This is a genomic window from Rhodovastum atsumiense, assembly GCF_937425535.1.
GTDB classification, from domain to species: domain Bacteria; phylum Pseudomonadota; class Alphaproteobacteria; order Acetobacterales; family Acetobacteraceae; genus Rhodovastum; species Rhodovastum atsumiense.
Genome location: NZ_OW485601.1, coordinates 6,127,549 through 6,139,803, shown reverse-complemented (window position 1 = coordinate 6,139,803; position 12,255 = coordinate 6,127,549). Strand labels below are relative to the sequence as shown.

Annotated in this window: 11 protein-coding genes; 4 read left to right on the top strand and 7 right to left on the bottom strand. The window is 70.6% G+C overall.

Features of this window, described 5'->3' with window-relative positions; translation table 11 throughout:
• Positions 1-197: 197 nt before the first annotated feature.
• A complete protein-coding gene (locus tag NBY65_RS27645; RefSeq protein ID WP_150038804.1) occupies positions 198-1,370 on the bottom strand; it encodes a glycosyltransferase family 4 protein in 1,173 nt (390 codons plus the stop codon).
• A 2-nt stretch (positions 1,371-1,372) separates the two neighbouring features.
• Positions 1,373-2,110, bottom strand: a complete 738-nt coding sequence (locus NBY65_RS27640) for a polysaccharide deacetylase family protein (RefSeq protein ID WP_150038802.1) — start codon at positions 2,108-2,110, stop codon at positions 1,373-1,375.
• 333 nt (positions 2,111-2,443) lie between these two features.
• Here NBY65_RS27640 and NBY65_RS27635 point away from each other — a divergent pair, with 333 nt between their 5' ends.
• The 3 genes from NBY65_RS27635 (at position 2,444) to NBY65_RS27625 (ending at position 5,105) form a co-directional block, all read left to right on the top strand.
• Entirely contained in the window at positions 2,444-3,013 is a 570-nt protein-coding gene (locus tag NBY65_RS27635; protein ID WP_150038800.1) for a TRAP transporter small permease subunit, read from the top strand.
• On the top strand, positions 3,010-4,467 hold the full coding sequence (locus tag NBY65_RS27630) for a TRAP transporter large permease (protein ID WP_150038798.1): 1,458 nt from the start codon (positions 3,010-3,012) through the stop codon (positions 4,465-4,467). Before NBY65_RS27635 ends, NBY65_RS27630 begins: the two co-directional genes overlap by 4 nt.
• An 80-nt stretch (positions 4,468-4,547) precedes the next feature.
• Positions 4,548-5,105: a hypothetical protein gene (locus NBY65_RS27625; protein ID WP_239002629.1), complete on the top strand. Its 558-nt coding sequence runs from the start codon at positions 4,548-4,550 to the stop codon at positions 5,103-5,105.
• Positions 5,106-5,167: 62 nt separating this feature from the next.
• Here the strand turns inward: NBY65_RS27625 and NBY65_RS27620 are convergent, their stop codons facing one another.
• From NBY65_RS27620 to NBY65_RS27605, 4 genes are all read right to left on the bottom strand, one after another.
• Complete coding sequence (locus tag NBY65_RS27620; RefSeq protein ID WP_150038796.1) at positions 5,168-6,286, bottom strand: TRAP transporter substrate-binding protein; 1,119 nt, start codon at positions 6,284-6,286, stop codon at positions 5,168-5,170.
• A gap of 135 nt (positions 6,287-6,421) precedes the next feature.
• A complete protein-coding gene (locus tag NBY65_RS27615) occupies positions 6,422-7,735 on the bottom strand; it encodes an ArsB/NhaD family transporter (protein WP_150038794.1) in 1,314 nt (437 codons plus the stop codon).
• Between the two features lie 63 nt (positions 7,736-7,798).
• Positions 7,799-8,776, bottom strand: coding sequence for a glycosyltransferase family 2 protein (locus NBY65_RS27610; RefSeq protein WP_150038792.1), 978 nt, complete (start codon positions 8,774-8,776; stop codon positions 7,799-7,801).
• On the bottom strand, positions 8,773-9,144 hold the full coding sequence (locus NBY65_RS27605; RefSeq protein WP_162530361.1) for a hypothetical protein: 372 nt from the start codon (positions 9,142-9,144) through the stop codon (positions 8,773-8,775). The genes NBY65_RS27610 and NBY65_RS27605 overlap by 4 nt, the downstream gene beginning before the upstream one ends.
• A gap of 18 nt (positions 9,145-9,162) precedes the next feature.
• On the opposite strand from NBY65_RS27605, the gene NBY65_RS27600 reads away from it, so the two are divergent.
• Positions 9,163-10,269 carry an acyltransferase family protein gene (locus NBY65_RS27600; RefSeq protein ID WP_162530360.1) on the top strand — a complete coding sequence of 369 codons (1,107 nt, stop codon included), beginning with the start codon at positions 9,163-9,165 and terminating at the stop codon, positions 10,267-10,269.
• 91 nt (positions 10,270-10,360) lie between these two features.
• Here NBY65_RS27600 and NBY65_RS27595 read toward each other — a convergent pair whose 3' ends face one another.
• Positions 10,361-12,007 carry a serine aminopeptidase domain-containing protein gene (locus tag NBY65_RS27595; RefSeq protein WP_150038788.1) on the bottom strand — a complete coding sequence of 549 codons (1,647 nt, stop codon included), beginning with the start codon at positions 12,005-12,007 and terminating at the stop codon, positions 10,361-10,363.
• Positions 12,008-12,255: the final 248 nt, after the last annotated feature.

Here is a 12,255-nt window from a genome sequence, read left to right as displayed (position 1 = left end):
GGCGCGTTGGCGGGGACATCGGAAGGCACAAGGAAGGCGAGGGCTCTGCCCTCGACCCGGCAGGGGTCAGGGGACCCCCTTGGTCCGCTTCGCGGCCCAAGCCCAGGTGCGCTGCGCGGCGGGGTTCCAAGGGCGAAGCCCTTGGCGAGGTCCAGGGGCAGAGCCCCTGGCGGGGGCGGGGCAGCGCCCCGCGCGTGTCAGTCCGCGGCGGCCCACCCCAGGCGGGCCCGTTCCCGCCGGCGCCCGAACAGGCTTCCCGCAGCGCGAGCCACCGCGCTGTCGTAGGTTTCCAGGTATTCGCTCATCCGGGCGTTGATGTGCAGGCTTCGCCGCGCCAGGTCTCCGCCCTGGTCGGACACGGCCTGTGTTGTCGCCGGTTCGGTCCGCATCCGCACGAGGCAGGCGGCGAGGGCGTCGGCGTCGCCAGGCGGGACCAGCCACCCTGTCTTGCCGTGCACGACGAGTTCGGAGATCCCGCCGACGTCGCTCGCGGCGACCGGGCGGCAGCCGGCCAGGGCTTCCGGGATCACCCGGCTCTGGGCTTCCGACAGCGAGGGCACGGCGACGGCATCGAAGGCTTGCAGGATGCCGGCGACGTCGTCGCAATAGCCCGCGAACACGACGTTGCCGGCGATGCCAAGCGACTGCGCGAGCAATTGCAGTTGCCGCCCGTATGCCGTGTTTTCCCGCGGCGCTTCCCCGGCGATGACGGCGACCGTGTCCGGATGGGTCGCGCGCATCCGGGCGAGCGCATGCAGCACGGTCTCGAAGCCCTTGTCGGGGCGCAGCATGCCGATGGCCCCGACCACGAAGCCTGCATCGGCGATGCCCAGGCGGGCGCGCCAGTCATGGCGTTGCCGGGACCGGTGCGCGGCGTCGAAGAACCGGCTTTCGACCCATTCGCCGATGATGCTGATGCGGTCGGGGGCGGCCAACCGGGTGCGGACCATGTCGTCGCGGATCACCCGTGCCGTCGCCACTGTCCAGTCCCAGCCCCAGCGGCCCCGCAACGATCGCGACAGCGACGGTCGCAGCGTGTGCGTGGTGTGGCGGGTGCGGATCAGCGTGCAGCGGTCGCGCGCCGCCAGGATGACATTGGCGCAACGTCCGGTATGGGCCTCGATGACGTCGCAGTCGAGATGCCTGAGCAGGCGCCGCAGCTTCCAGATGGTTGCGGGCAGGAACGGTTCGGCGAAATCCAGTCCGAGCACGGGAACGCCGAATTGCCCGGCCCGTCGCGCCACTTCGCTGTCGGCCGGACAGGCCAGCCAGGACTCGTGGCCGTGGCTGTTGAGCCAGCCGATCTGCTCGACGGTCCGGTAGGCGATGCCGCCCCATTCGCGCGCGGCCACCGTGTGCAGGATGCGCATGGCTATTTCTCCAGCACGAAGCGCGACAGCAGCGTCGGCGATGGCAGCGGGCGCAGCGGCACCAGGGCGTAGCCTCCGGCGACCAGGGCCTCGATCAGCTTGCGCAACAGCGTGACGGTGGCGGGTGCGAGGAAAGGGCTGTCGACGTCGTGCGGGATGTCGTGCAGCAGGATGACCGACCCGTTCAGATGCGGGCTGGCCATCATCCTGGCGACGGTTTCATCGCAGATACGATCCACGTCGGCGATGCCGGTGCATCGCCCGGCAATGGTGTGGTCTTCCGCCGAGAGGGACCAGTGCGCGATCTGCGCGTCGCGCCTCCAGGCCCGGATGGCGCTGTGGACATGCGGCAGGCGCCGGCCGGCGGCATAGGGCAGGCGGACCAGATAGGGGGATGGCGTCGGCCGGAACCGTGCCAGCATGGTTTCGCAGGCGGTCATGTCGGCGTGCAGCCGGACGCGGCCGAAGCCGTCCAGGCGGACATGCTCGAAGCCATGCGCATAGACCTGGTGGCCGCCGGCGAGGATGGCATCCACTGCCTCCGGCCGGGGGGCGAGGCGGGCGCCGCTGAGGAAGAAGGCGGCCTGGGCGCCGGCCCGGGCCAGGATGTCGAGGAGTTGCGGCGTGACCTCGGTCGGGCCGTCGTCGATGGTCAGGGCGACCGCCTTCTGCCCCGCTGGCGGGGCAGGCAGCCGGTGGATCACCGGCAACCAGGCGCCGGTCCAGGAAAATTTCGCCATGCCTATGCCGCCCCTCGATCCGGCCTGGCCGGGCGGCGCCGCCTCTCCGCCCCGTGCTTTCCGGACCTTGCCTCCCGGCCTTGATAGCGGGCGTGGACAATCTTGCGCAACATATCTTATTCGAAAGGAATTTGGTTTATAATCGACACGAAATGGTCCGTTTCCGCTGCCCCCGGGGAACGGGACGCCACGTCAGGGGCGGCGGTGCGACGGGTGCAGCGGACGCATCCGCGCCCTCCCTGATTCGCATGCGGTCCGAAACGGACCTTGATCTTCCCAGGCCCGGGCTTTACCGACGCCGCTTCGCGCTTGGGAGCGGGGCAGGGGATAGGCATGCGGGCAGTGCTGGCCATCAGCCGGGGGATCGACGCGCTCAACGCGGCCATCGGCCGCAGCGTGAAATGGCTGATTCTCGTCGCCGTCCTGCTCAGTGCCGGCAATGCGGTCGTACGCTACAGCTTCAATGTCAGCTCCAACGCCTGGCTGGAAGCACAATGGTACTTGTTCTCCGCCGTGTTCCTGCTTTGCGCCGGCTATGCCCTGCTGCGTGACGAGCACATCCGCATCGACATCCTCACGGCCAGGTTGTCGGGGCGCACGCGGGCCTGGATCGACATCTTCGGCACGCTGCTGTTCCTGCTGCCCTGCGCGGTCCTGATCACGCTGCTGTCCTGGCCGGTGTTCGTCGACAGCTACCTGCGCGGGGAGATGTCGAGCGATGCCGGCGGCCTGCTGCGCTGGCCGGCCAAGCTGCTGATTCCCGTGGCCTTTGGCTTGCTGGCGCTGCAGGGCGTGTCGGAGATCCTCAAGCGCATCGCCTTCCTCGCCGGCCACGCGCCGGATCCGCGCCGGCATGTCCCGCACGGGGCGGACGGCGCCGCCCCCGTGGAGCAGGTGTCGTGACCCATCTGATCGTCGCCAACATGGCGCCGCTGATGTTCTGCGGCCTCGTGGTGATGCTGCTGATCGGCTACCCGGTGGCGTTTTCGCTCGCCGCCGTGGGGCTGGGCTTCGGCGCGCTCGGCATGGAGCTCGGCCTGCTGCAGCCCGAGCTGTTGCGGGCGCTGCCGGAGCGCGTCTTCGGCATCATGCGCAACGACACGCTGCTGGCGATCCCGTTCTTCACCTTCATGGGGCTGATCCTGGAACGCAGCGGCATGGCCGAGGACCTGCTCGACACCATCGGCCAGTTGTTCGGGCCGGTGCGCGGCGGGCTCGCCTATGCGGTGATCTTCGTCGGTGCCCTGCTCGCCGCCACCACCGGGGTGATCGCCGCCTCGGTGATCTCGATGGGGCTGATCTCGCTGCCGATCATGCTGCGCTACGGCTATGACCGGCGCATCGCCTCGGGCGTGATCGCGGCCTCCGGCACGCTGGCGCAGATCATCCCGCCGAGCCTGGTGCTGATCGTGCTGGCCGACCAGCTCGGCCGCTCGGTGGGCGACATGTACGAAGGCGCGCTCTTTCCGGGCCTGACGCTGACGGCGCTGTATGCGGGGTTCATCCTGCTGGTCTCGCTGATCCGGCCCTCGGCGGTGCCCGCCCTGCCGCCGGAGGCGCGGGCGCTGCGCGGCCTGCGGCTGCTGCGCCGCGTGGTGCTGTCGCTGGTGCCGCCGCTGCTGCTGATCTTCCTGGTGCTGGGGACCATCTTCCTGGGCATCGCCACCCCCACCGAGGGCGGCGCCATGGGGGCGACCGGCGCCCTGCTGCTGGCGCTGGCGCGGCGGCGGCTGAGCTGGAAGCTGCTGCACCAGGCCATGGACACCACCGCCAAGCTGTCGGCCTTCGTGGTGTTCATCCTGGTCGGCTCGACGGTGTTCAGCCTGATCTTCCGCGCGGTCGACGGCGATCTGTGGGTGGAGCACCTGCTGACCGGCCTGCCGGGCGGGGCGGTCGGCTTCCTGGTGGTGGTCAACCTGCTGGTCTTCGTGCTGGCCTTCTTCCTCGATTTCTTCGAGCTGGCCTTCATCATCGTGCCGTTGCTGGCGCCGGCGGCGGAGAAGCTCGGCATCGACCTGATCTGGTTCGGCGTGCTGCTGGGCGTGAACATGCAGACATCGTTCATGCACCCGCCCTTCGGCTTCGCGCTGTTCTTCCTGCGCAGCGTCGCCCCGCGCGAGGAATACACCGACCGCATCACCAACCGCCGCCTTGCCGGCATCACCACCGGCCAGATCTACATGGGCGCCATTCCCTTCGTCGGCCTGCAGATCATCATGGTGGCGCTGGTGCTGGCCTTCCCAGGCCTGGTCACCGGCGGCATCACGCATGGCGAGGCGCATGATCCGACCAAGGTGCAGATCACCATTCCCGCGCCCTCCACGGAGGAGGAGCCGGGCGTCATGATCGAGCAATAAGGCGGCAACGCCCCGGATGGCCGCTTGAGGCGGCCGGGCAAAGGTTCCACAGTCCCTCCGTTCCGCGACGGGAAGGAGGGATGATGAAGATCCTGCTGGCTTTCGCGCCATTCATCGTCTTCGCGGTCGTCGATCGGGTGGTGGGGTCCCTTGCCGGGCTGGCGGCCGGTGCGGTGACCGCCGCGATCATGCTGGCCCGTGACCTGTTCGGCCGGGGCCGGAGCGTCAAGGTGCTGGATGTCGGCACCCTGGTCCTGTTCGGGGGGCTGGCGGGCTGGGCCGCGCTCGCGGGGGCGGAATGGCCGGTCTTCGGGGTGCGGCTGCGGGTGGACCTGGGCCTGCTGCTGATCGTGCTGGTGTCGATCGCCCTGCGCCGGCCCTTCACGCTGCAGTATGCGCGGGAACGGGCGCCGCGGGAAAGCTGGGACAGCCCGGCCTTCATCCGCTCCAACGACGTCATCACGGCGGCCTGGGCGGTGGCCTTCCTGGTCATGGTGGCGGCGGACCTGGCCGTGCTGCTGCGTCCGGACCTGCCGGTGCGCTATGCCGTCATCGCCACCGTCATGGCGCTGGTCAGCGCCGTGCACTTCTCCGCCTGGTATCCGCGGCATCTGCGGGCGCGGGCGCAGCAAGGCTGACGCCACCGCGCCGGGGCAGGTGACGCTGCCGGCCGGCCGGGGAAACGGCCGGCCGGTTCATCCTACTTCTTCGCGCGCACCTCGGCCGTGCGCTGGGAATAGACGAAGGACTCGAAGCTGTGTTCCGCGACCTGGAACCACAGGTACTCGGTGTCGCGGAACGCCTTCCAGGATTCGTAGGTCTTCTTGAACAGCGCGTTCTTGGCGGCGAATTCGTCATAGACCTCGAAGCTGGCCTTGTAGGCCGCCTGCAGGATCTCGCGCGAGAACGGCCGTAGCTGCGCCCCGTTGGCCACCAGCCGGCGCAGCGCCAGCGGGTTCTCGGTGTCGTATTTCGACAGGACCCAGGAATAGGCGTCGTAGCTGGCCGTCTCCAGCGCGGCCTGATAGCTCGGCGGCAGCTCGTTCCACTTGTCGCGGTTGACGTTGGTCCAGATCATGGCGTTGCCTTCCCACCACCCGGGATAGTAGTAGTACTTGGCAACCTTGTAGAATCCGAGCTTCTCGTCGTCGTAGGGGCCGACCCATTCGGTGGCGTCGATCGTGCCCTTCTCCAGGGCGGGGTAGATGTCGCTGCCGCCGATCTGCTGCGGCACGCCGCCGAGCTTGGCGAGCACGTTGCCGGCGATGCCGGCGATGCGCATCTTCAGCCCCTTGAGGTCTTCCGGCGTCTTGATTTCCTTGCGGAACCAGCCGCCCATCTGCGCGCCGGTGTTGCCGGCTGGGAAACCGAGCGTGTTGTAGCCCTTGAGCAGCTCGTTGTGCAGTTCGAGCCCGCCGCCCTGGCGCATCCACGCCATCTGCTGGCGTTCATTGAAGCCGAAGGGCATGGTGGAGCCGAAGCCGAAGGTCGGGTCCTTGCCCACGTAGTAGTACGGCGTGCTGTGGCCGAGCTCGACGGTGCCGTTCTGCACCGCATCCAGCACGGCGAGCGGCGGCACGATCTCGCCGCCGGCGAAGGGGCGGATCTGGAAGCGGTTGTCGGTCAGCGCGGCGACCCGCTGGCACAGGAAGTCGGCGCCGCCGAACAGCGCAGGCAGGCTCTTGGGGAAGCTGGATGCCATGCGCCATTTGATTTCGGGCAGGCCCTGCGCGATCGCGGGCTTCGGCAGGACGGAGGCGACCGCGCCTAGCGCGGCGCCGCCGAGTGCCGCCGACGTGACGAAGCGGCGACGTTCCATGTGCTGGTCTCCTTGCGGACATGCCACCCGGCAGGCTGCATGCCGCCGGGCCAGCGGGCCCTCTGGCCCGTCATGGCTGGTAGATCGCATGGAACGGCGGCGCCTCGCCACCCCCCGTGGGCAGGGGGGTGCCGCTCAGAAGTAGCGCAGCCACAGATAGGCTTGCGCGATCACCACGCTCAGCAGGGTCAGCGGCAGGGCGGCGCGGGTGTAGCGGCCAAAGCCGAAGGGGATGCCCTCGCGCTGGGCGATGCCCGCCACGGTCAGGTTGGCCGAGGCGCCGACCAGCGTGCCGTTGCCGCCGAAACAGGCCCCAAGCGAGAGCGCCACCCACAGCGGCAGCAGCGCCGCATCGCCGCCCAGCCCCGGGGCCATCGCCTGCAGCACCGGGATCATGGCGGCAACGAAAGGAATGTTGTCGATGACCGCCGAGAGGATCGCGGCACTCCACAACACCACGCTCGCGGTCAGGAGCGGATTGCCCGCGGTCGCCGCGGTGATCTGCCCGGCGATCCAGGCCAACGCGCCGGTCACCTCGACGCCGCGCACCACGATGAAGAGGCCGACGAAGAAGAAGATGGTGATCCAGTCGATCTCGCCATAGGTGGCCATGATGCGGCTGAACTGGGCGTCCCGCCGGTGGCCCAGGTTGTCCAGCAGCAGCAGCGCCGCGCCCCCGGTCAGCGCGATCGCGCCGGGTTCCAGCCCGGTGGCGCGGGCGGTGCAGAAGCCCAGCAGCACCAGGCCGAACACCGTCCCCGCGTGCCGCAGCCCCCGCGCATCCACGATCGCCTCGCGCGCCCGCATGGCCATCACCGCCGTGCGCGCCGCCGCGCCCGCGGCCATGGTGCGTCCCTGCAGGACGTGCAGCACCAGGACCTGCGTCAGCAATGCCAGCAGCGCCGCCGGGGCCATGTGCAGCAGGAAATCGTTGAAGCTGAGATCCGCCGCCGAGCCGATCAGGATGTTCGGCGGATCGCCCACCAGCGTCGCGGTGCCGCCGAGATTGGAGGCGGTGACTTCCGCGACCAGGAACACGAAGGGCGCCACCCCCAGCCGGCGCGCGATCGCGATCGTCACCGGGGCGACCAGCAGCACGGTGGTAACGTTGTCGAGCAGCGAGGACAGCAGCGCCGTCACCAGCGTCAGCGAGACCAGCAGCCCGGACGGCGAGCCCCGCACCAGTTGCGCCGCGCGGATCGCCAGGTACTCGAACACGCCCGAGCGGCGGGAGATGGCCACCAGCAGCATCATGCCGGTCAACAGACCGATCGTGTTGAAGTCGATGCCGGCGATCGCCTCGTCCTGGGTCAGCACGCCCAGCAGGATCATCGTGCCGCCACCGAGCAGGGCGATGACGGAGCGGTCGAACCGGTCGGCGATGATCAGGGCATAGGTTACGACAAGAACCGGCACTGCGATCAGCACCGGCGGCAAGGCAGCGAACATGCGGCACGTCCAGTTACTTCGACGTGCCGGCACTTTCTCCGATCCGGCTTCGCTGCACCAGCGTCACGGTCGTGCTGGCAGTGCTCCACTGCCAGCCGGGGGACAGCCCCGGCCGACCTCGTACCAGCTCCAGGCCAGCCCGGCGGCGCCGCGCAGATAGCCCATGGCAAAGCGCAGGCTGCAGCGCAGGCGCATGCCCTCGACCCCGTTGCGCCGCACCGCCAGCAGGGGCGTGCGCAGCGCCAGCAAGGCAGCCATGCGGAAAGCCTTGCGCCGTACCGCCGCGGCCTCGCCGAGCGACCCGGCCATCACCGCTTCCGACAGGCCGCTCCAGTACTGGCGGGCCAGCAGCCAGTCGCGGCTCAGTCGCACCGCCTGGATGCTGTGCCGCACGGCCAAGGCAGGGTGGTAATGCACCGAGTGCCCGTTCCGCAGCAGCCGGCGGATCACCCAAGCTTCCTCGGCGGAGAGCAGCCTGGTGCCGACCCGGCCGAGCGACTCGGGGAAGCCGCCCAGGTCGCGCAGGGAGGCGGTGCGGAAGGCCATGTTGGCGCCATAGGGCTCGACATGAGCGGGCAGCTCGCCGTCGCCCAGCCGCCCCGGCCGGTCCCATTCCAGCACGGTCAGCGCCGGCACCAGCTCGGGCGGCCACCAGTCCGGGCAGGGCGCTTCCCACAGCGGCAGGATTCGCCCGCCGAGTCCGGCGGCCGAATCGGGCAGGGTGGCGATCGCCTCCGCCAGTGCCACGGCCCAGCCCGGCTCGGCGCGGGCATCATCGTCGAGGAAGGCGATCCACCCGGTCTCCACCGCGGCCAGCGCGGCATTGCGGGCGCGGCTGAGGCCGGGCCGGTCGAGGCGCAGCAGCCGTGCCCCGGCGGCCCGCGCGAGCGCGGCGATGCGCGTCGCCGCCTCCGGCGGGGAAGCGCTGTCGACCACGAGCACCGGCAGGGCGGCGGATTGCGCGCCGAGGCTGTCGAGGCAGGTGCGCAGGTAGTCGGGCCGGTCGTGCGTGCACACGACCACGGTCGCCGGTGCGCTCATCGGGGCGAGCGTCCCTGGGCCGGGCCGGGTGGCCGGGTGTCGGGCGGTGGGGGCGGGGCCGGGGGGGGATTGCGTACGAAACCCTGCGGATGTTGCCCCTCGTAAAAATGGCCCTGGAACTTCGGCCGGCGCTTCGGTTCGTAATGCGGCGGCACGAAGGCACCGGTCCGGTCGAAGCTTTGTGGCACGAACCTGTCATTGGAGCCGCCAGGCGCCGGCGCGTAGCTGTGCTGGGGCGCCGTGGCCGAGGGTGGGGTGTAGCGCCGCGGCGAATAGCCCGTCGCCTCTGCCGCCGCGGGTCCGGCGGTGCCGATCACGAGTCCCGCTCCCATGACCATGCCGGCGATGCGTCCTGTCCGCCTCGCCATGGCCCTGCCGGAGAAGACATGAAACAGATCCCCGATCTCACTGCGTGCCGTGCCCTGTTCGCGGGTTGGGTGTTCGCCTACCATGTTAACCTCCAGGCACATTTCGATCCCCTGCTGGGCCCGCTCGGGGGCGTGGTTCGCTCGGGGGCGATGGGGGTGGACGGGTTCTTCATCCTCTCCGGCATGATCCTGGCCTACGCGCATCCGGACCTCGGTCCGACGCTGCAGCGGGCCGGGGCGTTCTGGGTGAAGCGGCTGGTACGTATTTATCCACTGCATCTGCTGATGATCACCCTGATGGCGGCGATGCTGGGCTCGGCCTGGATGGTCGGGCTGCAGCCGCGCGAGCCCGGCCGGTTCGGCCCGGATGAGTTGCTGAGCCACCTGTTGCTGGTGCAGGCCTGGGGTTTCTCCGACCGCTGGGCCTGGAACTACCCGTCCTGGTCGATCAGCGCGGAATGGGCGGGGTACCTGGTGTTCCCGCTGCTGCTGCCGCTGCTGCGCCCGGCGCGCGGGGCGATGCTGGCGGGGCTGATCGCCGCCTGCCTGGCCGCGCTGGGGGCGGCCCAGCTTTATGCGATCTCCGCCGGGCTGAGCCTGACCTATGACGGCGGCCTGCTGCGCTTCTTCCCCGAATTCATCGCCGGCGTGCTGGCGCTGCGTTGGACGCAGGCCCCCCGCTGGCCCTTGCCGGGCCACGTCGTTGCCTGGACGGGCGGGGCGATCGTACTCGGCGGCGCCCTGGTCCATAGCGAGCTCGTGACTGTGGCCGGGCTGTTCCTGGCCCTCGCCGGGATGATGCGCACCAACCTGCAGGGCCGGCCTGGCCTGCTCGGCCGGATCCCCGGCATGGTGTGGCTCGGCGAGATTTCCTACGCCTATTACATGAGCTTCGCTCTGATCGAGACGTTGCAGGCGACGCTGTGGCGCGGCCTCGGCCTCGATCCGGCCGGGCACAAGCTGCTGTATGGCCTCGGCATGACCGTGCCGACGCTGGTGCTGGCCGCGCTCGCCTGGGCGCTGGTGGAGCGCCCGGCCATGCGGGCCCATGCCGCCTGGCGCCGCCGCCGGCATGCCGGCGTCAGCGTGGCGCCGGTGCTGCAAGGTTCGCCGCAGGAGCAGTGACGTACAGGGGCCGTGACAGGGGGATCCCTCCTCAGCCGGGTTTCCAGGCTGTTGTTCCGTGTTCCGACCAGCGGCGCCGCCGCGTCCAGGATCAGTGATTGCGGGCACTTTCCTTCGGCGCGGTGGCGGCCTGGAAGGGGGCGGGGCCGCGGACGCCACGCGGCATGGGCAGGGTGGGCGGCGCGAGGGCTGCCCGCAGCAGCGCCAGCAGGCGGGCCCGGGCGGCGGGGCGGGTGAGCGCGCGGTCCCCGCCCTCCAGCACCGTCCACAGCGCGCCGGAGCGGCGATGCAGCAGATGGCCGTTCGGCCCGAACTGCCGGATGAAGGCGGCATAGGCCGGGCTGCCGGGCGCATAAACCAGCATGGTGCGCACGCCGCGCGCCTGCAGCAGCCGCAACGCTTCCTGCACGCGGCCATGATCGGGGCGCGCATTCGCCCCCAGCTTCGCCCAGCCCTCCCGCAGCGCGCGCAGCAGCCGCCGCAGCGGTGATTCCCCCACGGCCGCTTCCGGCACCGTCGTTTCCGGCCAGTCCAGCCGTTCGGGATTGACCAGGACCTGGGAGATCACGCGCGGATCGGCGAGCGTGGCCTGCCAGGCCATCTCCGCGCCCGCGCCGATGCCGACCAAAGCGAGCCGGTCGCGCTCCGGTGTCTGCAGCAGGCCGAGCGTGGCCAGCAGCTCGGCGATCCAGGTATCGCCTTCGGGCGCGGTGGCGTCCGGGATGGCATCGTCGGAATCGCCGGTGCCCGGCGCATCCAGCCGCAGCGAGGTGATGCCCGCTGCTGCCAGGGCGCGGGCAGCGGTGACGGCGAACCGGCCCGGCCCGATCCGGCGCACCGATCCGGCATTGAGGAACACGGCGAGCGGGGTGGCCGGGACCGGTTCGGCCGGCTCGCACAGCACCGCCGCGAGCGCCGGCATGGTCCCGCCCTGCAGCAGCAATCCGGTTTCGCTGAAGCCGTCGCTGGCCAGGATGGCCGGCGGCGGCGACGGCCAGTCGGCCGAGGGTTCCGCCGGGGTCAACCAGTCCGCCACCGTTTCCCAGGCGACATCGGGGGTGCGGGCGAGCCGGGCGTCCTGCAGCAGGTCAGGCAATTCATCGAAGGGCAGGGAGGTGATCTCGGCGCCGCCTTTGCGCAGCCGGGCGCGCACCGTTCGCGCAGTGGCGCCCTGCGGGTCGCGGTCGAGCACCAGCACCCGCCGCGCCCCGACCGCGGGGAAGGGATCGACGGCGGTGAGCTCGCGCTGCAGGGCGGGGGTCAGGGCGAAGCCGGCATGGCGCAGCGTGCCGTCAGGGTCCTGCTCCGCTTCCTCCGACAGCAGCGCGGTGGCGCGGGTCTCGCGCAGGAAGGACGGGCCGGAGCCCGGTGGGGCGAGCAGCACCACTTCATCGGCGGCGCAACGCGGGGCGGCGGCGGCGGCAAGCATGGCCCCGAGCCGCAGCCCGAGCACGGCGACGTGCCGCACCCCCGCCTGGGCGCGCAGGAAGGATGCCGCGCCGACGATGCCGTCCACCCAGCCCGGCAACGTGCCGTCCTCGCCGAGCGAATCGCCGGTGCCGCGGTGATCGAAGCGCAGCACGGCAAAGCCGCGCGCGGCGAGATGGATCGCCAGCGCGCGCAAGGCCCGATGGGTGCACAACGCCTCCTCGCCCCAGGGCGAGCAGATCACCACCCCGCGTTTGCCGACCGGCCCGTGCAGCCAGCCGGCATGGCCATGGAATGCGACCGGGATCATGCCGCGCTCATGCCGTCGCGGCACGGAAACCGGCGCTCACGCCGGGCGGTCGGATGCTGCAGCTCGGTTCGCGCCATACCCTCCCTCTGCGCAAAAGACGGATGATACCCGCCGGACTCCAGGCCAGCGAGCACCGACGCAGCGCTAGAGCCTGGGGAACGTGAGGCGAAAGTCACAAGCCCGGCACCGGTCGGCGCCGTGGAACGCGGCAGGGGGGCGGGCTTGACCGGCCGCAATCGTGTCAGCGT